Source organism: Parabacteroides leei, from assembly GCF_023369805.1.
GTDB lineage: Bacteria > Bacteroidota > Bacteroidia > Bacteroidales > Tannerellaceae > Parabacteroides > Parabacteroides leei.
The window spans coordinates 79,351-102,497 of the sequence record NZ_JAMBQG010000020.1 but is presented as its reverse complement, the minus strand read 5'-3'; the positions used below and the strand labels follow the sequence as shown (position 1 = coordinate 102,497).

At 43.4% G+C, this 23,147-nt stretch carries 15 protein-coding genes and 1 pseudogene; 8 read left to right on the top strand and 8 right to left on the bottom strand.

Annotated elements, in window-relative coordinates:
• The coding region (locus M1P97_RS21770) for an IS3 family transposase (protein WP_249390155.1) at positions 1 to 92 on the top strand (92 nt) is incomplete at its 5' end.
• A gap of 29 nt (positions 93 to 121) precedes the next feature.
• Positions 122 to 1,099: pseudogene (locus M1P97_RS21765) on the top strand (alanine/glycine:cation symporter family protein); the annotation flags it as partial.
• A gap of 22 nt (positions 1,100 to 1,121) precedes the next feature.
• Here the strand turns inward: M1P97_RS21765 and M1P97_RS21760 are convergent.
• The 4 genes from M1P97_RS21760 to M1P97_RS21745 form a co-directional block, all read right to left on the bottom strand.
• Positions 1,122 to 2,342: a M16 family metallopeptidase gene (locus tag M1P97_RS21760; RefSeq protein WP_195374496.1), complete on the bottom strand. Its 1,221-nt coding sequence runs from the start codon at positions 2,340 to 2,342 to the stop codon at positions 1,122 to 1,124.
• Positions 2,343 to 2,467: 125 nt separating this feature from the next.
• Complete coding sequence (locus M1P97_RS21755; RefSeq protein WP_249390187.1) at positions 2,468 to 4,384, bottom strand: hypothetical protein; 1,917 nt, start codon at positions 4,382 to 4,384, stop codon at positions 2,468 to 2,470.
• Positions 4,385 to 4,403: 19 nt separating this feature from the next.
• Positions 4,404 to 4,772, bottom strand: coding sequence for a DUF3244 domain-containing protein (locus M1P97_RS21750; RefSeq protein WP_195374498.1), 369 nt, complete (start codon positions 4,770 to 4,772; stop codon positions 4,404 to 4,406).
• 211 nt (positions 4,773 to 4,983) lie between these two features.
• Entirely contained in the window at positions 4,984 to 6,705 is a 1,722-nt protein-coding gene (locus M1P97_RS21745) for a tetratricopeptide repeat protein (RefSeq protein ID WP_195374499.1), read from the bottom strand.
• A 587-nt stretch (positions 6,706 to 7,292) separates the two neighbouring features.
• On the opposite strand from M1P97_RS21745, the gene M1P97_RS21740 reads away from it, so the two are divergent.
• The 4 genes from M1P97_RS21740 (at position 7,293) to M1P97_RS21725 (ending at position 11,907) form a co-directional block, all read left to right on the top strand.
• Positions 7,293 to 7,904 (top strand): SIS domain-containing protein, encoded by a 612-nt coding sequence (locus M1P97_RS21740; protein ID WP_195374500.1) that lies wholly within the window; start codon positions 7,293 to 7,295, stop codon positions 7,902 to 7,904.
• A 21-nt stretch (positions 7,905 to 7,925) separates the two neighbouring features.
• Entirely contained in the window at positions 7,926 to 8,849 is a 924-nt protein-coding gene (locus M1P97_RS21735; RefSeq protein ID WP_195374501.1) for a carbohydrate kinase family protein, read from the top strand.
• Positions 8,850 to 8,925: 76 nt separating this feature from the next.
• Entirely contained in the window at positions 8,926 to 9,984 is a 1,059-nt protein-coding gene (locus M1P97_RS21730; protein ID WP_249390186.1) for a tyrosine-protein phosphatase, read from the top strand.
• 123 nt (positions 9,985 to 10,107) lie between these two features.
• Positions 10,108 to 11,907, top strand: a complete 1,800-nt coding sequence (locus tag M1P97_RS21725) for a DEAD/DEAH box helicase (RefSeq protein ID WP_195374521.1) — start codon at positions 10,108 to 10,110, stop codon at positions 11,905 to 11,907.
• A 111-nt stretch (positions 11,908 to 12,018) separates the two neighbouring features.
• On the opposite strand, the gene M1P97_RS21720 is transcribed toward M1P97_RS21725, so the two are convergent.
• Entirely contained in the window at positions 12,019 to 13,593 is a 1,575-nt protein-coding gene (locus tag M1P97_RS21720) for a beta-N-acetylhexosaminidase (RefSeq protein WP_195374503.1), read from the bottom strand.
• Positions 13,594 to 13,700: 107 nt separating this feature from the next.
• Here M1P97_RS21720 and M1P97_RS21715 point away from each other — a divergent pair, with 107 nt between their 5' ends.
• Both M1P97_RS21715 and M1P97_RS21710 read left to right on the top strand, forming a co-directional pair.
• The gene (locus tag M1P97_RS21715; protein WP_195374504.1) at positions 13,701 to 15,311 is read left to right on the top strand and encodes a dipeptidase; all 1,611 of its coding nucleotides are present in this window, start codon (positions 13,701 to 13,703) and stop codon (positions 15,309 to 15,311) included.
• A gap of 31 nt (positions 15,312 to 15,342) precedes the next feature.
• Positions 15,343 to 16,512 carry a C1 family peptidase gene (locus tag M1P97_RS21710; RefSeq protein WP_249390185.1) on the top strand — a complete coding sequence of 390 codons (1,170 nt, stop codon included), beginning with the start codon at positions 15,343 to 15,345 and terminating at the stop codon, positions 16,510 to 16,512.
• Positions 16,513 to 17,063: 551 nt separating this feature from the next.
• Here the strand turns inward: M1P97_RS21710 and M1P97_RS21705 are convergent.
• From M1P97_RS21705 to M1P97_RS21695, 3 genes are read right to left on the bottom strand one after another with little or no spacing between them, the layout of a single operon-like run.
• A complete protein-coding gene (locus M1P97_RS21705) occupies positions 17,064 to 18,176 on the bottom strand; it encodes an aldose epimerase family protein (protein ID WP_249390184.1) in 1,113 nt (370 codons plus the stop codon).
• 17 nt (positions 18,177 to 18,193) lie between these two features.
• Positions 18,194 to 20,338 (bottom strand): alpha-galactosidase, encoded by a 2,145-nt coding sequence (locus M1P97_RS21700; RefSeq protein ID WP_195374507.1) that lies wholly within the window; start codon positions 20,336 to 20,338, stop codon positions 18,194 to 18,196.
• Positions 20,339 to 20,352: 14 nt separating this feature from the next.
• Positions 20,353 to 23,145, bottom strand: coding sequence for a glycoside hydrolase family 2 protein (locus M1P97_RS21695; protein ID WP_249390183.1), 2,793 nt, complete (start codon positions 23,143 to 23,145; stop codon positions 20,353 to 20,355).
• Positions 23,146 to 23,147 lie beyond the last annotated feature (2 nt).

Genomic DNA, 23,147 nt, shown 5'->3' with positions numbered 1-23,147 from the left:
AATATATAGACTATTATAACAATAAAAGAATTAAAATCAGATTAAATGGAAAGAGTCCGGTGCAGTACCGAACTCTTTATCAAAATATATAGTAGATAACTTGTCCAACTTTTCGGGGTCACTTCAATTACGGTGGATGGGGGTATTTTTTGCCGTATTGATCTCTATCACCTTCGGTTTTGCTTTCAATTCCGTACAAAGTAATACGATTTGTGCTGCGTGGGAAGGGGCATTCGGATTCGATCACAGGATTATTGGCGGGATATTGACTGTATTGACCATTCTGATCATTTTCGGAGGCATTCAACGGATTGCCAAAGTAAGTAGTATCATTGTTCCAGTCATGGCCCTCGGATATGTAGCACTGGCATTGGGCATCGTACTTTTCAATATCGGGAAACTACCTGCCGTACTGGAGTTGATCATTAATAAGGCCTTCGGATGGGAACAAGCCATTGGCGGCAGTATCGGCGCAGCCCTGATGCAGGGTATTAAGCGAGGGTTGTTCAGCAATGAGGCCGGTATGGGTTCTGCTCCGAATGTAGCAGCCACAGCTGATGTTTCTCACCCGGTAAAACAAGGTTTGATCCAGACATTAGGCGTTTTCACCGATACTTTGATTATATGTACCTGTACAGCTTTCATTATCCTTTTTAGTGGTGCACCGCTCGACGGATCAGTTAACGGCGTACAGCTTACGCAACATGCACTGACCAATGAAGTAGGAAGCGTGGGGAGTATCTTTGTCGCCATAGCAATTCTGCTGTTTGCTTTCAGCAGTATCATCGGTAACTATTATTATGGCGAAGCAAACATACGGTTTGTTACTCAAAAGAGAAGCGTATTGTTTACATATCGCCTGTTAGTCGGTGGAATGGTGATGTTTGGTGCATTGGCTAGCCTTGACCTGGCATGGAGCCTGGCTGATATAACCATGGGACTGATGACTATTTGCAACCTGATTGCTATCTCCCTGCTCAGTCGCCAGGCATTCCTTTTACTGAAGGATTATATTGCCCAGAAGCAAAAAGGAATAATAAGTCCGGTTTTCGATAAGAACAGTATCCCGGAACTTACCGACAAAGCGGAGTGTTGGTAAAAGCATCATAGACCGAAAGCTGTTACTGGTAAATCAAGCTAAACAAACGTTCCGGAGCAAAAACCTCGTTTGCTACTTCCTGAATATCCTTTATGGTAAGGGCTTCAATACGGGCAAAAACCTCCGGAAGCGTATCATAACGGTTATAATGCAGGAAGCTTTTCCCCAATCCCAGGAAAAGTCCTTCCTTATTATCACCGGAAACACCTAACTGCCCGATCACTTGTTTCTTGGCTGCAGCCAGCTGCGTTGCAGATAAACTATTATTCCGCAATTTATCCAGCTCTTTATTAACCAGGCGTAAAGCTTTCTCCATATTCTTCGGATCCGTACCAAAATAGATACTGGCTAATCCGGTATCGGTATAGGAAGTGACATTCGATTCTACATTATATACTAACCCATGTTTCTCCCGGAGCGAGACATTCAAGCGGTTATTCATACCCGGTCCGCCCAACATATTATTAAGCAGGAACAAAGGTATTCGTTTTTCATCGTGCATGCTATAAGCACGGCTACCGATCAAGACATGTGTCTGATGCGTATCTTTATGAACTTTCCTCACACAAGGTTCAATTGCACCGGGAACAATACGGTTACGCGGAGCTACCGGAAAAGCAATATCAGACAAAAAGCCTTCGGCCATTTTCACGATCTTATTGAAATCAATCCGTCCCATCGAAAAGAATACCATATTCTCCGGTGCATAAAAACGACGCATAAAAGAACGGCCGGATTCAGAGTTAAATGTCAGAAGAGACGCTTCATCCCCCAGGATATTATGCCCCAAAGCATGTCCGTCATAAAGCAAATTCTCGAATTCATCGAAGATAAGTTCAGATGGACTATCCTCATACGAATTGATTTCATCCAGAATGACATCCACTTCTTTCTCTATTTCCTGCTGCGGGAACTGAGAATGGAAGATCAGGTCAGTCAGCAGTTCCAGGGCACGCTGATAGTGCTCTTCCATGAAGATGGAATAAACAAAAGTCTCTTCTTTGGTCGTATAGGCATTCAACTCGCCACCTACATTCTCCATCCGGTTCAATATATGCCAAGCTTTCCGCTTTTCTGTACCTTTAAACATCATGTGCTCCACGAAATGAGCCAGGCCGAATTCATTCGCCTCTTCATCACGTGTTCCGGCATTCACCGCAAAACCACAGTACGAAACCGGTGATTCCATCGGCAAATGTACCATACGAAGACCATTAGATAAAATATGTGAGAAGTAATGCATTGTATCTTTTTGCTTTAATGACCCGCAAAAGTACAACAAATAAGGACGATAACACAGTAAACGGTAAAAAAATCCGGGAAACAACCTGTTCCCCGGATACCAATATATAAACTTTATAATCGGTCTTATCTTGTTATGTTAGATTCATCCCATGTATAATATCCTGAAATGGGAGGATACCCTGAATCCTTAATCTCATTGACATATCTGACACAGTCACTTTCCCCTTTTACCAATATTTTCTTGTAATTAACTGTTTGGCTACCCAACTTTATATTAAACCATTTTGAGAATGAATAAACTTTCCCCGTTGCATTATCTTTTAAATCAAAGGAAACAACAGCTTTGAAACTTCCATGATAAAACTCAGTAGGTGCTACATGCCTTATTTCCTCGGAAGTCTGATAATTTTTAACAAAGACAGAACCATACAAAGCACTTACAGCAGAACTGGCTCCGGAAGGTCTTCCGATAAGAATTTTAGAATAATACTTTTTATTTCCAATCAATCCGAATGGCTCCGGTTCGTAACTACCATATTCACCTTTTTCCGATGATCCAAATATATAAGGGGCCCTTTCTTCTGCTGCAATCTGCACATCAAAACCACTGATCGTTACTTTATTTTTAATCTCACTATTTAAGATCAAATCTTTTTGGGTACAATCCAGATAATATCTAAAATTATAAACACCTTTATAAAAGTGCTGTGTATCTGTATAAAAATCATGCGCAATTCCTTCTATAATTAGAGTCGGGGTCTTATTAAGATTCCATGTACCAAGTGGTTTATTATAGATCGGCATGTCACTAGTATTGGTAGAACAGCCCGGTACCGGAAACTGAGAAACAGTTCCCCACCCAGGTAACGTTCTCTCTGCCTCAAATTTAAATGTAGTATTAGAAGCTAAACGTAAATCTACTTTACCAACAGAAGGTTTACTACCACCTATTCCCAAGATCGAACTAACAGCCCCTGTTAATGCTTTTGCTGCAACAGAACCTCCGGAAGTAAATATAGCCTGTAGTCCGTTTTTAACACCATCTCCAATACCAGACATTGCTTTCTTCTTTATATTACCCCATAACCCTTTAAAGAAAGAATCATTTTTACTTATCCCCTCTTCAATCTGGCTGCCCAATCCCTCGACTATACCACCATTATCAGCCATAATTGTCTTATTAGAATTGGTTTGACCGAACATATTACTAAGACTAAGGTTAAAATTAGAAGAAGGTGCCATAAATTCAATCGTCCCGGTTATCGAGCCATCAGTCTTTCCTTCCCCTGTTATAGTTGTTTTATCTACAACCCATCCCGCCATCTCAAAATTATATGAACTGCCAGATACAATAGAAGGGTCATAAGCACATTCAACTTCAATACCATACCAGTTATTGACCTGATATCCTCTTCCTACGAATTCTGTTCCTATAATTGTACCCGAAGGCGTAGTAATATAAAATGGGTTTGCAACTTTCCGGGTTATATCCTCAGCAAACTCAGTTGTAAAATTAAACAGAGAAGTTGATTTATCGACTCTAATCCCCCAATATGAATTACTATTACCGCCACCTGAAGCATTTGATAAAGCATAAACAAAAAAACGAAGTAAACCCATATGTGTATTATACAAGGCAAAATATTTATTTGCAGTATTTTTCGTCATATTACTATATACCAATACCCAATTATTCTCTCTGGAATAATATCGTTCTTTGAATACCGGATTATATGCATTGGGATCTAACCATTCACTAGGAATTCCCATCGAAACTGTCGATCCTTTAGCCCAGGGTAGTTCTATATTATCAATTCTTCCGATATTAGGATTATAAATCGGATATTTATCTAATCGATCCCACTCAAAATTATCATCAAAAGCGGCCTTGGTAATAACAGGTACTTCTTCTTCCGGTTTAGGCTTTTCCGGTTCCGGTAAATCTTCCTCCGTCTTACACTGAAAAAACATAATACTAAAAAAAGTAATCATCACAATCTTCAATAACAATGATTGAAAGGTAAACATGCTCTTATTCATAAATATTGAATTTTATAAGTTAATCAGACACTACAAATACCCCATTCAAACAAACACCTGTCGCATCTGTAAAATAAATCGTATATGTTCCTGTCCCCTCTCCACTCAAGTTTATATCGACTGAAGAAGTCTGAGGAGAAACGACTTGTTGATGAACCTGTCTACCTTCCAAATTTACAATAGAAATATTGACGTCTCTCAATAATATAAGAAAATCAACATGGATTACATTATTATTCAAATTAACCGTAAGATGAGATATATCCAACAAAATAGAGCGAACTCCACCCTGATTTTTTGTTCTTCTTATCTCCACCTGATCTGCTTTCACAGTCATACTGCAAATCATTACAATAGTTAACAATACACCAATCATTTTTCTTTTCATAACTTGCTATTTGTTTGATTCAATGCAATAAAGTTATCTACCGCAAACCTATATAAATCCTTTTTGAAGGTATATTAATTCTATACTATTAATATTCCAATTTTATTATGTATTAATAATCAATATGTACACATGCATCTATTTATAAAAAATCAATATTCTATTTCCTACAGTTAATATTTAACAGACGCATGACAATATATTAACAATTTTAACTCTCACTATTTATCCCTTCCTCCAAAATAATAATGATATCAGCCCCATCCGGAGCTTTCAATTTTTTCCGTATACTGGTTTTCCGAGTACGAACCGTATTGATGCTTTGCTTCATTACACAAGCTATTTCCGTAGTATCCATATTCGCTTTTAGCAAACAACAAAGCTGAATCTCTTTCTCCAACAAAATTTTGCTATAATGGTTTCTCAGTTTACCGGCAAAATCATTATATAATAAATCAACAAGCAAATAAAGTTCATTCCAATCAATCTCAAGAGTATGCTGCTCTCCATAAAACAAACTATTAAACCTTTCAAGAAAAGATTGCTCTTTCTCCGATTTTTCATCCAGTTGGGACAAGACTTTCGTGATATTTAACTGCATAAGCAATGCTTTTTTTACCATCATATCTTTTTCTTCATCAGAATAGCCGGATAATTCCATTTGCCCAGCTGCATCATTATTGCAGTTACTTTGATTTATCTTTTCCATCTTTCGCAAAACATCTACCGTATCTTCCGCCTTCGATAAATCTTGTTCTTTCTTCCATTTCATCACGCCAATAACAAGAAAAATAACTAACAATAGACTCAAAATAATCCAGCCAATTACAATAGCACGGTGCTGTACCGTATGCAATTTTTCATTCTCCTCCTGATATTTTAGATAATTATAGATTTGTTCAACCTCCGCTAACGAGCTTTTACGTTGAAGCTGATAAACAGAATCGACACAGGCTACATATCGATTCTGGTAAAAAAATGCCGATTCATAGTTTTTACTTGCAGCTTCTGTTTTAGCTAAAGCTGAATAATAAACAGCCCGCAATTCTATATCATCCAATTCTTCCACAACAGATTTCACTTCATTCAATAAAAGAAATGAAGAATCGGGGTCATTCAAATATGCATAAATTTTCGCTAAAGTAATCTTTCGAGTTATCAACCAATCGCCATCATTCTCTAAAGATAAAGATTGCTGCAAATAACATTTTGCTTTTGGATATTGGCTATCCTCATGCAAATAAAGCCCTATATCATTACATATAGCAGCCATTTCCATTGTATCTTTACATTCGCGAGCTATCTCCAATGCCTTTTCCAAATAATAGTAGGCACTATCTCTTTTACCGTTTATCCCATATTCAGAGCCTATCGAATGTAGTAATGCCCCCGTATATTTCTCTCCGGGAGTTTGACCGTAAATAGCATACGACTTTTTATAAGCTTCCAGCGATTTATCAAAAGCATATTGCTTATCGTGCAACTCTCCCAAATAATAATTCGCCATCATCCCCAAAAGAGGATCCAATATCTCTCCCGCATATTCCGCTGCTTTCAGAAAGTACAACCCGGCCTCAAACAGTTTTCCGGCTTGTTCATATACACGACCGGCATAATAATTGGACCACCCTTTTTGAGATGTATTACCGTGTTTTTTATAATATATCAATGACTGTAATATGGTTACAGTATCACCCGATAAATCCATATAAGATTTATCTTTAACCTTCGTATACATCAGTTGAAAAGCAGCAAAATCTGCCTTACTCAAATTTTCCGGGTCAGAATAAGAGGATAACAACACAAATGCACTATCCGGATCATTTTCCATCAGACTTTCCGCCTGCGATAAAACCTCTTTAAGTTGCCCTGAATGGCAAGAACATAGACCAATCGTAATAATTATGCAGTAAACACGTATCAATAGTTTCATTTTCAAAGCGTTTAGACCAGGTATTCCAGTTTTACGGCAAATATATAATTTTATATTAGACCATACTTGGATAAATTCGATTTCTTTACTAGAAATTCAACCACTCTTCACCTGCGAACAATCAAATCCGCCAATTAAATGTCCCATAAACCTTTTCGAAAAGTATCGCTTCTGCATAATATTTCCATTCAATCATTTATTCGTTTGATATATACCAAATGAATAAAGCATATATGTGTTCTTTTCATTCGATAATTATGTTTCTTTCATTCGATAACCATAAAACGATACTTTGTATGGAAAAAAAATAGAATCTCCAACTATCAAAATGTAATCACCCTACCATGTATTTTTGATTTCTATACCGGGTAAATGAAAATAGTTGCATAGGTAATATTTTTTAACGTATCATACGGTTCTAAAAACAGGGAATTATATATCTATTTGACAAAACCGTCTGTATACTTCGGTTGGAAGGGAGAAGATCGGGAAAACAATATATTAATAGGAATACCTGTCGAACCAACCGATTAAAATAGTATTTTTGCAAACTGTTAGAGATAATTGTATAACAAACAAAAGTAGCTATGTCACACGAAGCAATCGCAAGCATCCTGCAGCAGGAAGCTGCAGCAGTCCTGAATATTCCCGTTAGCTCCGGCTATGAAGAAGCTGTAACCCTTATTGTAAAACATGTTCATGAACTGGGCGGGAAACTGATCACCAGCGGAATGGGGAAAGCCGGGCAAATTGCAATGAACATCGCCACGACCTTCAGTTCCACCGGGACGCCGACTTCTTTCCTGCACCCCAGCGAAGCACAACACGGTGACCTGGGAATCGTACGGAACAACGATATCATGCTACTGATCTCTAATTCAGGGAAAACACGCGAACTGGTAGAATTGGTAGACCTCACCCGCGGACTGGTACCCGACATGAAATTCATTGTTATCACAAGCAATCCCGACAGTCCCCTGGCTAAAGAAGCTACGGTGCAACTACTTACCGGAGCACCCGCCGAAGTTTGCCCGTTGGGCCTCACTCCCACTACTTCCACAACTGTCATGACAGTGATCGGAGATATCCTGGTAGTCGGCACAATGAAAAAGATCAACTTCAACAATAAAGATTATGCCAAGCGTCACCACGGCGGTTATCTCGGATCGAAAAGCCGTGAGCAAAGCAAGAACGAATAGACAATAAACAAACCATTATATATGAGAAAAGTTATTGGCATCGGGGAAACCATTCTCGATATTATATTCAAGAATAACCAGCCGCATACAGCCGTTCCGGGCGGATCAGTCTTTAACGGACTCGTATCGTTAGGACGTTTGGGCGTTCCGGTTTCTTTCATCAGTGAGGTCGGAAACGACCGTGTCGGCGATATTATCCGCCAGTTTATGGAAGAAAATCATATCTCTACGGAGTTCGTTGACCGTTTCCCCGACGGGAAAAGTCCTATATCACTGGCTTTCCTCGATAAGGAGAACAATGCCAATTACACTTTTTACAAAGATTATCCCAAACAACGCCTGGAAGTGCCACTGCCGGTTATCAATGAGGACGATATTTTTATCTTCGGTTCTTATTATTCGCTGAATCCGGTTTTACGGGAACGGATGGTTGAATTTCTGGAATATGCCAAAGAACGGAAAGCCATCATTTATTACGACCCGAACTTCCGCAAGGCACATGCACATGAGGCAATCTACCTCACCCCTACTATCCTGGATAATCTGGAATATGCAGACATCGTACGCGGATCGGATGAAGATTTCTTCAATATCTTCGGAAAAACAGATGCAAAGCGTATTTATACGGATCATATCAAGTTCTATTGCGACCGTTTTATCTCCACTCATGGAGCCGGCGGCGTAAATCTCTATACAAGCAAACTGGAAGAACATTTCGATACCGCTCCCATCCAGCCGGTCAGCACCATAGGAGCCGGTGATAATTTCAATGCCGGTATCATCTATGGATTATTAAAATATAACATCGGATACCATGATCTTTCGACGATGAGTAAAGAAGCATGGGAAAAAGTGATCCGTTGCGGTATGGATCTTGCCTCTGAAGTATGCCAGAGCTACGACAATTACATTTCTAAAGAATTCGCGGCCTCATACAGCCGGTAGTCTTAAATATCATTAACTCTGGTACCATAAAGAGCCGGATTTATTATCTTTGTAATGTATGTATGCTAGAAAAACAATGTTTGTAAGATTATTATCACTGTTCGCTTGTGTAACACTATTAGCAGGCTGTTCGTCCAACAACCCTGAAATACGGACGATCTGCTTGCGTGATGGTATAGGAAATTATATCATCAAATGGGAGACAGACCCACAGATAGACGGGATCTTAAAAATGTATGTATCCGACAATCCGGAATCATTCAACAAATCTCTTCCGGCAGGATACGCCAACATCAACGACGGCGTTTTCACCTACATTACCAACGACAATATGTCGCGTAAATACTTCCTGCTGTCTTTCAACGACAAATACTTCCAAACAGTCGGAGCCCGTTCCGTAAGAATGGACAGTATACAGAATGTACGTGAAATCGGAGGTTACGGAACCGCTCATAATCACAAAACAACCCGCTGGGGGCAGGTCTATCGCTCCGGACAACTCAGCTCCCTGAGTGAATGGGATTCTATCCGTTTGAACAATCTGCACATTAAAACGGTTATAGACCTGCGTGGAAATGAAGAAGTAGCGGTCAACCCGTTACGTTATTCCAACGCAAATGTTGTTCGTATTCCTATTCCCATCAAGAATATGGATAATGTAGTCACACGTATACAAGAAGACCGTATGCGTAAAGGAGACGGGATCTTGTTTATGCAGGATACCTATTTACAATATGTGACCGATTACAGCGAACAGTATGCCAAAGCGCTCGACGTTTTTCTGGAGAAGGATAATTATCCGATCCTGATAAGCTGCTCGATGGGGAAAGACCGTACAGGCTACCTGACCGCCATGTTATTGTTCGCCCTCGGAATACCGGAAGATACAATAGTTAAAGACTATATGGCTTCCAACGAGAATATCAACATCGGACATTTGGCTTACATGGCACGCGACCTGAGTACGAATGCACAGGAAACGATCACGACTCTGGTCACTGTCAACGAAGGGCTGATCGACCTGGTTCTGAAACGGATCCGGAAAGATTACGGTTCGGTAGACAAATATCTGTCAAAAGGCTTGCACCTGACCGATAAGAAACGGGAAGCATTAAAAGATATTTTATTATATTAATGTGAATCCGAATTATTTATCTACCTTTGTACCCTCTGAATTTATTATATACACATATATCACATTTTGAAAACATTTGAAGAATTAGGAGTTGCCGCCCCCATACTGAAGGCAATTCAAGAAATGGGTTACGAATCACCCATGCCGGTACAGGAAGAAGTGATTCCTTTCTTGCTGGGAGAAGACAACGACGTAATCGCATTAGCACAAACAGGAACAGGAAAAACAGCCGCATTCGGTCTGCCCATCCTGCAAAAGATTGATGTGACAAGATATCAGCCTCAAGCACTTATACTTTGTCCCACCAGGGAACTTTGTCTGCAGATTGCAGACGACCTGAATGAGTACTCCAAATATATTGACAACCTGAAGGTGCTGCCGGTATATGGAGGATCGAGCATTGAAAGTCAGATAAAGACTTTAAAACGTGGCGTACACGTAGTTGTAGCCACTCCGGGACGTCTTTTAGACTTGATGAACCGTAAAACGGTAGATCTGGGTACGATTAAGAACGTCATCATGGACGAAGCAGACGAAATGCTGAACATGGGCTTCACCGATAGCATCAATGCTATCCTGGCAGAAGTTCCGCCGGCACGTAATATGTTACTCTTCTCCGCTACAATGCCACAAGGTATTGCAAGCATCATGAAGAAGTACATGAAGAACCCGAAAGAGATCGTAATCGGCAACAAGAACGAAGGTAACAAGAACATCAAAGATATCTACTATATGGTACAGGCAAGAGATAAATATCTTGCACTGAAACGTATAGCCGACTTTTACCCGAACATCTACGGTATTGTTTTCTGCCGTACCCGTAAAGAGACACAGGAAATTGCCGACAAACTGATACAGGACGGTTACAACGCCGACTCACTGCACGGTGAATTAAGCCAGGCACAGCGTGACTACGTGATGCAGAAGTTCCGTGTAAAGAACATTCAACTGCTGGTTGCTACCGACGTGGCTGCCCGCGGACTGGATGTGGACGACCTGACACACGTTATCAACTACGGCTTACCCGATGAAGTGGAATCCTATACTCATCGCCGCGGACGCACAGGACGTGCCGGAAAAACAGGTATATCTATCTCCATCTGTCACGTAAAGGAGAAAGGAAAGATCCGCCTGATCGAGAATATCATCAAGAAGAAATTTGAGAAAGGCGAAATGCCCAGCGGACACGATATCTGCGAAAAGCAGCTTTTCAACCTCGTCGACCAGATCGAAAAGGTAAAGGTAAACGAAGAGGAAATCGAAACCCTGATGCCGCAGATCTACCGCAAACTGGAATGGCTGGATAAGGAAGACATCATCAAACGTGTTGTTTCCCTGGAGTTCAACCGTATGATCGACTACTATAAAGATGCCGATGAAATCCAGGATGTAGATGAACGCTCAGCTCGTAGCGAGCGGGGAGAACGTGGTGAACGGGGAGAACGCCGTACTTTCACTGCTGAAGAAGGTTATTCACGTTTCTTCCTTAACTTCGGAAAAGCAGACGGCCTGTATCCGAACCAGTTGATCGAACTGGTCAACAAATGTGTTCCGGGAAAGGTGCGTATCGGCAAAATAGACCTGCGCGACAACTTCTCATTCTTCGAAGTAGAAGATGGTGAAGCACAACGTGTAATGGATAACATGAACGGTTTCGAAATAGAAGGACGTCGTATTTCCGTTGAACCGGCCCAACAAAGCAAGGGTGAAGGCAGAAGCAGCCGCAGTAGCGGTGGATTCAGCCGTGGCGGTGGTAACACACGCGGAGGCGGTAGCGGTTCGAGAGGCGGTTACAAAAGTGGCGGTGGTTATAAAGGCAAACGCGAAGGAGGCTTCAGCGGCAGCACAACCGACAGACGTAACGGTGAAAAACCCTGGAGACGGGAAACATCCGACCGTAATGCACGTAAGAAAAGATACTAATCTATACTATATGAGGGTGTGTCAAAACCCTCTTTTTAACAAAATCACCCCTGCTACAGATACTTGTGACAGGGGTGATTTTTCTGTTTTGGGTGTTTTGACACACCCTCATCAACCGTTTTGCAATACATCTTCCTTCTCGGGAGCATCCGGTTCAGGAGTAGAGTCCGGATCAAACGGATTAAAGTAGTAAATACCGAATGTATCGAGATATTGCAGGAAGTATGGCAACTTCTTCATAAAGAGACTGCTTTCTTTTGCCTTTGCTGGTGTCCAGGCTGATTCGGCAACGGCTGCCAAGCGGGGGAAGGTCATGTAATCCAGACGCTTTGTATCCGCTACACGCTCCGTCCACAAAGAGAACTGCATCCCCATCACCTGATCTTCATAATCTTTTGTCAGGTGAATGATCGGATCGGGAAAACGATAAATATCTTCCACCGGATTGTAACCGTTCCACAGACGTCCTACCTTATGTGCACCGTATTGTACAAAGTCGGCATAAAGCGGACGACGCGGAGTCATAATCACACGGAAACCATTTTCCAAGGCCTTCACCAGCTGATGTTTCCGGTCGTGACGCCACCACATGATAACAGCTTTATCTGGAGAAACACCGGCATCGATAATTTCATCCCAACCGATCATTGTTTTACCTTTCGAAGCTACGATATCGGCAGCACGCTTCACGAAGTAATGCTCCAGCCCTGTCTCATTCTGCAACTTTTTGTCTTTGATGAATTGCTGGATCTCAGGATCGGTAAACCAGCTCTGGTTGCCATAATGCACCTCGTCACCACCAATATGGATATAAGGGGAAGGGAATAAAGCGACGATTTCATCAAGTACATCACTGATGAACTGATAAGTCGTCTCCTTACAGGGATGGAAAGTGAAACCATTCCATTTACCTTCTCCACCACCCGACAGTTCCGGATAAGCACGGCTTACGGCTGTTGCATGTCCCGGCATATCAAACTCCGGAACGACCATAATATGACGGTCGGCTGCATAAGCTACGATCTCGCGGATATCATCCTGCGTATAGAACTGAGCCGGAGCTTCCGGCTCATGCCAGTTACCGATTGCACCGACAGATGTCAGCTTCGGATATTTCTTGATCTCAATACGCCAACCCGGTTCGTCGGTCAAATGCCAGTGGAAGACATTCATACGGAGGGAAGCCATAATGTCCAGATACTGTTTCACCTTCTCTTTTCCGAAGAAATGGCGACTTTCGTCCAGCATGAAACCTCTCCAGCCATAACGTGGCTGGTCTTCTATCTTACAAGCTCCCAAAGTTCCATTACCGAAACGTACCAGTTGCAACAAGGCCTCCTTGGCATAAAACAAACCCGATTCGGAAGAGGCTTCCAGCAATACAACTGACGGCGAAATGTTCAAAGAATAACCCTCATCAGCCATCTTTAGCTTTTCATCCAATACCAGACGGATCTCTCCCCCGGCGGCAGACGATTGCTTACCTGTCGTTTTCAACTCCGATTGTAATTTCTTTGCCAGCACATCGGCATATCCGCCATTTCCGCTGATCTTTGGAGTGGTTCCAATCGTAAAAGAACCTTTTTGGCCTACAACCCTGGCAGGTGTAGGAAACATTCTCAACTGTGCCAAAGCAGGCAACCCAAGAAATATAAGTAGCAAAGCTACTGAAAATAGTTTTCTCATGGAAATTATAGTTATTGTGTTATCGTGCACACTTTAGATTTGAGCAAATATATGTAATTATTCCGATACAGTTTGTATCTTTAGGCATTAAATCAAATGACGAACACATGAACAGACTGTTTATCTTCACTCTTACACTTATCTGCCACTGTCTGATCACATCTGCGCAGGAAATCGAATATGCACAACCGGTGAATTCCCCGGAAAGCTGCACTAGTATTATGGTCGGTAAAAAAGCATCGACAGACGGGTCGGTTATGACCAGCCACACCTGTGATTCCAACTACCGTACCTGGATGGATATCGTTCCGGGAGCGAACTACGACCGGGACACCACCCTTGCTATCTACAACGGACGGATGCATACCGAATATCCGGCCGATGAAACGAACGTCGAGCTAAAAGGAACTATTCCCCAGGCTCGTTCCACTTATCAGTTTCTGAACACATCTTATCCCTGTCTCAACGAAAAACAGCTGGGTATCGGTGAAACGACAATTTCCGGCCGTAAAGAGATGGAGAACAAGAACGGTATGTTCATGATAGAAGAACTCCAGAAGATCGCATTGCAACGCTGTACCACAGCCCGCGACGCTATCCGCCTGATGGGTAAACTGGTGAAAGAATACGGTTACGGTGATTCCGGCGAATGCCTGACTATCGCCGATCCGAACGAAGTATGGATCTTTGAGATCTTCGGCGAAGGGCCGGATAAGATTGGAGGCGTATGGGCAGCAGTCCGTATTCCCGACGACCATGTCAGTGTATCGGCCAACGTTTCCCGTATCTCCACCTTAAACCTGAAAGACAAGGATAACTATATGGCTTCGGACAATGTATTCGACGTAGCCAAAAAGATGGGATTCTGGGATGGAAAAGAACCGTTCCGTTTCTGGAAAGCTTACAGCGGCGGGAACTATTTCGGTGAATTGAAATCTTATAGTCTCCGCGAATTCTTTATACTAAACAGCCTGGCTCCTTCCCTACATCTGTCTTATGATTCGGAGGAGCTACCGTTAAGCGTAAAGCCGGACAAACAAGTATCAGTCACCGATGTGATGGCGCTTTTGCGTGAAACCTATGAAGGAACCGAATGGGATATGACCAAAAACCTGAAAGTAGCGGCTAATAAGAAAGACGACGGAGTGAAAGATTCGATAGTCAGCCCGTCAGCCAATCCTTGGATGACAACAGACATGATCAACATGTTGAACGGAGTGAAGAGCGGAGTCGTTACCCGCAACCGCCTGGTATCTGTTCCGCAATGTTCCTATTCGCATGTGATCCAGTTACGCAGCTGGTTACCCGATGCCATCGGAGGTATAGCCTGGATGTCATTCGACAACCCGGGACAAAGCCCGCGTTTCCCTATCTTTGCCGGAACCACGGCACTTCCTCCCAGCTTCTATATCTGCGGACAACACCGTCATCGCGACGATGCAGCTATCTGGTCTTTCCGCGAAGCAAACAAGTTGGCAACAGTACGTTGGGGACTGACGAAAGACAAGATGCAAAGCGGAATCAAACATTTTGAAGATAAAGGACAACGAGAATTGCCCTTCGTAGAAAGCCAGTACAAACAAATACAGCAGGCCGAAGGAGACGAAGCAGCCAAAGCCTACCTGACCGGATATACCTCCGACTTTGCCGGAGCTACCATGCAACGCTGGGAAGACATGGCCGACGAGTTCTGGAAGATGTTCGCACGAGGATTCTAAACAACAAAAACAAACAATTAAATCATATCTTATGAAAGCATTATTTATTTCCTGTGCCTTGTTGCTTTCAGCTCTGAGCGCATTTGCACAAGGTTATCAGTTTACCGAAGTAGTAACCGTTCCGGCTACTCCTGTAAAGAACCAGGCTGCCACCGGTACTTGTTGGTGTTTCGCCACAACCTCATTTATGGAATCGGAATTGATGCGTATGGGGAAAGGAGAATACGACCTTTCCGAAATGTTCATCGTACGCCAGAAATACATGAACCAGTTGCAGGATAATTACCTGCGTCGTGGTGATGGGAATATCGGACAGGGTAGCCTTTCGCATACTTTCATGAATGCCTACCGCCAGGTCGGTATCGTTCCGGAAGAAGTTTATAAAGGAATCAATTATGATTCCGACCGGCACAATCACAGTGAGATGGTTCAATATATGAAAGCTATTGCCGATGTTGCCGTAAAAAACAAAAAACGTAGTCCTGAATACGACAAACTGATCAAGAATCTGTTCGATACCTATCTGGGAGAACTGCCTGCAAAATTTACATACAAAGGAAAAGAATACACTCCCAAGTCGTTTGCCGAATCATTAGGATTGAATATGGATGATTATATCGAACTGACAAGCTTCACCCATCATCCTTATTATAAAAAATTCGATGTGGAAGTACCGGATAACTGGGAACATTCCCTGATGTACAACCTGCCGCTCGACGAAATGATCGAAACGGTAGATTATGCCTTAAACAACGGTTTCACCGTATGTTGGGACGGTGACGTAAGCGAAAAAGGTTTCTCTTTCAAGAACGGCGTAGCCATCAACCCGGAAGTAAAGAAGGTAGAAGATTTCTCCAATACCGACCGTGCCCGTTTCGAGAAGATGGACGAGAAAGAGCGTCTGGAAGAAGTATATAAATTCGAACAGCCTTACCCTGAAATCAAAGTAACTCCTGAGGTTCGTCAGGAAGGTTTCGAAGCATTCGTCACTACCGACGACCACCTGATGCATCTGACCGGTATTGCCAAAGACCAGAACGGTACAAAATATTACATCACCAAAAATTCCTGGGGCACAGACCGCAATAAGTTCGGTGGTTACCTGAATATGTCGGAAAGCTTCGTCCGCGCCAAGACCATTTATGTAATGGTGCACAAGGATGCAATACCGAAGGCAATAAAGGCAAAATTAGGTTTGTAGAGGAAAATCGCATGAGGCATGATATTCCTGTAAAGATTTGTTTTCTCGCAAAACAAGGATGAAGAGTTTAAAGGATGAGGACATGGGAGAAAAAAATAATTTAATGAACAAGAATATGCTAAATACTTTACCGGAGATGAACCAATATAACAGCCTCCCCTACTCCTTTTAATCGTCGATAAGGGAGATACTACCTGTTAAGCAAGGAGGAACTATGTGTTAAGTCCTTATATTTTGTTGCTATCCTGTACACCATAGGATATTTCCCTGTACACCCTGCGCGGGCAGCCTGTACACCTTAATCCGCCACCCTGTACAGGGTGGTTTTACTAAATAAGGACTTAACACGTAGTTTGTCGGGACTTAACACGTAGTTGTCTGCCTTTTAACAGATAGTCCTTTGGCGGAACAGGTGACAGATGACAGACTCCGTTGCAGATAAAAAAGTATCTGTCACGCCTTTATACATTGATTATCTATATGTTACGAAGACATGTGACAGATGGCAGATACTTTTCTAAAACTTTGTGTAGAAAGAAATTTTCTTATGGTTACCGGCTCACGTTCGTGAAGCTGTATTCGGTGATATGGCGATACTTCTTTGCCTCATCTATCAGGATAGAGGGGAAAGCCGGTTGGTTAGGCGCATCCGGATAGCCCTGTGTTTCAATAGCTATACCTGCGCTGGCATAGTAAGGGGTATTATCCTTCCCGATGTCCGTACCATCCATAAAATAACCGTTATATACCTGAACGGAGGGCTGATTGGTATATATCTCCAGTGTCCTTCCGGAAAGATCATCAGACAGGCGGGCCGCAAAATTCAATTCGCCGGCCTCTTCGGTATCCAAGGCATCCAAGGCATATGCCAGGGAAAAACCTTTATCCTTTTGTATCTGCGGATGTTCCTTGACCAATGACGAGGCAATGGTACGGGGCGAACGAAAGTCGAGCGAGGTTCCGTCTACCGGTAACAATCGGCCTGTAGGAATTAATTCACCGTCGCATTCTATGATAGCAGAAGCGTTCAGCGTAAGCTGGTGGGATAAGACATTCTTCCTTTCTGCCGGATCGAAAGAAGATTGAAGATTGAAGAAAGCATGATTAGTCATATTCACTGGAGTCGGATGGTCGGTCGTTGCTTCGCATTCCATCCGCAAGATATTGTTTGCTTTCAATAGGTAAGTAACCTTCACTTGCAGGTTGCCGGGATAGCCATCTTCACCGCTTTGTGAATTATTTGTAAACTCGACAGCTTCTTCTCCGGAGGGAGAAACATATGTACGGAATTTCCAGTAACGATTGTGAAAAGCATCGATTCCACCGTGTAAATGGTTACGAACAGGTGTACCATACACATCGTTGGAAGCTAGCAGAAACTCCTGCCCTCCTATCCGGAAACGGGCATTACTGATCCGCCCGCAGACACGACCGACGATAGCACCGTGATATTGTTCACCTGCCATCCGGTAACCATCGATCGTATCGAATCCGAGAACGACATCGGACAAGTTTCCCTCACGGTCGGGTGTCCACATACTTACCCAACGGGCACCATAGTTGGTGAACTGGGCGACAAGGCCGTTACGGTTTCTTAATGTAACCAACTCAGCGGAAGAAGCCGGGCTTCCTCCGCTGAAGGTTGATATTGATAGTAATTTCATCAGAAACAGTCTATACTTTACAGTTTTACAATCTTAAATATCCGACTCTTGAAAGCACCGTACAATGGGAATTCTATTCCTATATTCATCAGTTGACTTCCTTTATAAACACCTTTTACTCCCTCAATCTGATAAGAAGCATCCGGTTGCAGTCCACGAAGTTTTACGCTTTTAGGACGTTTTGTTTCCGGTATGGCATTGTTCGGATATTCCGCCAGATTATATACGAATACGATAGATTCTGACTTCGGTTTATTTACAAACTGAAGCACACTCCGGTTGTTTTCGTAAGGTGAAACCAAACGGTAGTGATCTCCTTTGTGAACGGTTTCACGAATCTCTTTATATCGGGCAACCTTCTCACGGGCAACCTCTTTTTCTTTGTCGCCCCATTTCGTTATATCGTAGCCAACACCTAATACACCGCACATAGATACATCAAACTTGAATTCCAGCGGGTGATTCTGGTTATGCCAATCCTCCTGCGTCACCCAACTAATCATTGAGTTAGACGGAAAGACATTCAGAAAGGAATGTTGTATAAATATCCTTTCCACAGGATCGGTGTTGTCGCTAGCCCAACAGAAATCAGTACGTGCCATCATGCCCAAGTCTACTCTACCACCTCCACCGGCGCAGTTCTCAAACCATACATCGGGAAATTCGGATCGCAATGTTTCAAGTAGACGATACAGGTTTTCCACATATTTAATACGGACAGCCCGCTGTTCATCGGTTGGAGCGGAAAGGAAGCCAGGCTCGGTAACACCTCTGTTCATATCCCATTTGATAAACTTAATATTATTCTCACGCAACAGTGTGGAAAAGCTGGTATACAAATACTGATAGACATCTTCACGGGCCAGGTTCAGCATTAACTGGTTACGCGTTTCATGGCGGGTACGATTCGGATAATGGAAAACCCAGTCAGGATGGCGACGATACAGGTCACTGTTAGGATTCACCATTTCGGGCTCTATCCAGATACCGAAATCGAGTCCCAGGTCATTGATCTTTTCAATCATAGGTTGCAGGCCATTGGGGAACTTCTTTTTATCCACAGTCCAGTCACCCAAACCGCCTTTATCGTCGACACGGCCTTTAAACCACCCGTCATCGATCACGAAAATCTCTACACCCAATTCTTTGGCAATCTTTGCCAATGCCAGCTGATGTTCTTCGTTTACATCGAATGTCGTGGCATACCAACTGTTATATAGAACCGGACGAACCTGGTCGCGATGCGATGGATAAAGTACTTTCTCACGGGTATAAGAGGCCAGGCTCTGTGAAGCACCTTCCATCCCACGGGCAGAATAGCCGATAATCATCTTAGGCGTGGTAAAACTTTTTCCAGGCTTGAGAACCAACGACTGGTCCCAGAAATTGATACCACAGGTAGTCTGAAGTTCACCTGGTGCAAACTTTTCCAGATCGACCCGCCAGTTTCCGCTGTATTGCAGTGTTCCGAACCACACTTCGCCACAGGTCTCCTCTTGTTCGCCTTCCGGCCGTATCGCAAAGAAAGAGGATCCATACGAACGCAAGTCTTTTGTCTGAAGTGTTTTCAAACCCTGGGTAAGTTTTGTTACATTCGGCTGATACTCATACCCCCATCTTCCAGACAGGTGGGTCAGTTCATAGGCATTTTTCGGGAGAAAGAAGGTACCCGATTGGGCGTTCTCCAGCTCAATATCACCTTTCTTCCCTGTATTCGTGATCTCGACCCATTTTTCCAACAGATCGTATTCCGGCAGAACGCGGATATATTCAGTAACAGCCAGCGGATAATACTGATCTTTCTGATGAATTGCCAACACGGTATAACCGTCTTGTACCTGTATCTCCGATCCGGCATAAGTCAATTCGATATCCCGCACACGGTCTTTAAAGATCGCTTCCAGCATAGGTGTCGTAGCCGAATAGCCACCACGTACTGTAACCTCTTCACCCAGCGGGTCATGGAGCATATTCAAATCCTGGCTCTTATCGCCAAAATAGTACATATTCACCGTCCCCTGATCCGAAACACGGATCTGATAAACAAACGAGTTAGTCGTCAACGTCCACGACTTACCATCGTTTCCAACCGCGACAGGCGACTTCTGTGCCCAGGCCATTGCCGCCGCAAAAATAAATAACACAACAAAGAGCTTTTTCATAACTTACAATCTTATTAATAAATATCTTCCGGATTTGTTGCGCCCGAAGACGCTCTATCGGTATGCAATCGAGATAAAACTGTCGATTCCACCGCAGATAAAGGGTTGAATGCATCGCTTTTCATGTATTCAAGCAGGCTGAAATATAACTGTCGCGCTTCAGGACGTTGTGCCCAGTCGGACAACAGGTCCATGGAGCAGAAGATCAGTTTTCCTTCTCCTGCTTTGGCCTCAAACAGGTTGGATAAACGGCGATTGTTCGCGAAGTTATCGACTACTTCGATCAACGGAGTGACAGCAGGCAGACTGTCTAAAACGACCGTCTTCGATTGTTTCAGTAACGACCACCATTGCCAGTCGGTATAATTTCCTGTCGGGAAATTACCGAATGCAGGATGGCCGGCATCACACAAGATACCCATCGAACCCGCCTGCTTCGGAAAATGTACTGGACTCCAGAACACCGGAACGAATTTACCTTCCAATCCCACCGTTTTCTTATAGTCCGGATTGTATAGAACTTTCTTTCCTCCGGCCAATGCTTTCCCGGCTTCATTCAGGTCACGCGTAACGACGATATCTCCCTTATCCAAGCCCAGTCGGGCCGGATATACCCAGATACTCCATTCATTTTTGTAAGACGTATTATCCAAAACTACGGACAAGGTCAACCGGGTTGCCTCAGGCTGATCCAGCGGGCTGGCGATTGTTTCTGGTAGCTTATTCAATCCGATGGCGAGTGACGGACAGGTTATTGTTCCTTTATTCACCACTTTTCCCTTATCATCTTTCAACGACCAGGAAAGGGATTGATCTTTCAATTCTTTATCTGTAAAATTAGCAACCTCTACCGCTGCGACAAAAGACTCGTCATTGGTATAGACGGCTTTCGGAAAACGCACCAAAGGGGATACAGGAGAGCTGGCCTGACGAAAAGTTGCCGCATCGGTAACGCCTTTACTGTCCCAGAATGCATCCAACAAACCAACCAAAGCCGTACTCTGTCCCGGGAAATCATGCAAGTCGAGAAGCTGAAAACCACTACATCCGGCCGTTTTCATCGCACGTTCGATCTCTTCTTTATATAGAATGGCTGCCAGGTAACCGGAAGCTTTCAGGTAGTCGTCGGCTTTATCCGACAGACCTTTCTTTTCCAGTTCCTGCTTTACTCCTTTAAAGTTCAGAGGATCGAGTACGCCGGTGTATTTTTCAATCTCTTTCAGGTTCGGATATACCGAATATTGACCGACTTCATGGGTGATCAGCGGAACCGTCATTCCCTCGACAGAGGCTACATAGTCCTTGTCGAATGAAGGAGACTCGGTATCGAATACTCCCTGACCGCGTACCCATCCTTTTTTAGTCCATTGCGTGATAAAGAAATCGTCATCCGGTTCAGGCCAGTCACCATGTCCACGTTCGAAAGTGAAAGAGGTGGTTGTATACAAATGACGCGGATCTTTCTCCTTAACATAATTCAGCAACTGAGAGAGGAAGTTGAAATCCGGTTGCAACTCATTTCCCAAGCTCAGGAAGCAGAAAGAGGGATGATTGCCGTATTCCGACAGGATACGGTCGGCTTCAGCATACAGATACTCATTCGTTTTCTGATCCTGTCCCACTTTCAACGACCAGAGAGGAAGTTCCACCTGCAGATAAAACCCTAAAGAGTCGGCTACCTGGAAGGCTGCTTCCGGCGGACACCAGGAGTGGAAACGCAGATGGTTTAACCCCCATTCGCGAGCCGTCAAAAAGACCTTCTTCCATCCCTCGGGTTCCATTGGCGGACGACCGGTAAGCGGAAAGATACAACACTCGAGCGTTCCACGCAAAAAGGCTTTATTTCCGTTCAACAGCAGATCCGATTGGTTATGCCTGAATTCACGCATACCGAACTTTGTACTTCGCCCGGCTTTCACCGGACCGGCTTCCACCTTCAAATCTAATTGATATAATGTCGGAGTGAACTCACTCCAAACCTCCATCGAATCACCCATCGGGCAAGTGATATCCAATAATGTCTCTCCCGACGGGAATTCCATATCACGTGTTACGGTTGTAATTGGGTTATTCTTCTGTTTTTGTACCACGGCCTGTAAAATACCTTTTGCAGCCTCCCCACGATTGCTGACCTTACCCTTCACATGCACTAGTTTACCGGAAACGTCCGGATACACTTGCAAATCTTCGATGGAAAGGGCATCTTTTGCCGTAAGAGATATTTCACCGATGATACCGTTCCACATGATCTGTGTTTCGTTGGTATAGGCATGTGCCATATCGTTTACGGAGATATCGTGTTGTTTCCGGTTATCAACGCGGACAGTCAACTTATGTTTCCCCGGTGTCAGATATTCCGTCAAGTCGAAGACATGGGGGCTGATCAGGCTCTCACAGCTACCGGATATGGGATTCCCGTCCACCCATACTCTTGTATGCCAGATAACACGCTCCAGCTTTAATTCGATGGATTTGTCTTCCCAGTCCGATGGAATCGTCACTTCACGCGAATACCATGCCGGACCGACATAACTGTTTTTACGGGTAAGATGAAGTATCTGCGGCTTACCGATAGAAGGTGGCAGGGTATTCGGGACACCATATCCTGCCTCATCCGTCGTTCCCGGTAATTGGATTTTGTCGGCAAACGAACGGTCAAACCATTTCTCCGATACACCGACATCGATACTATCCATCGCAAACTGCCATTCTCCGGCTAAGGATATCACCGGCGACGTTTCCTTACAAGCAGAAAATGCCACCAAACAGAAACATACAATCAGAAATTGCTTCATCTTACTTTCCATCT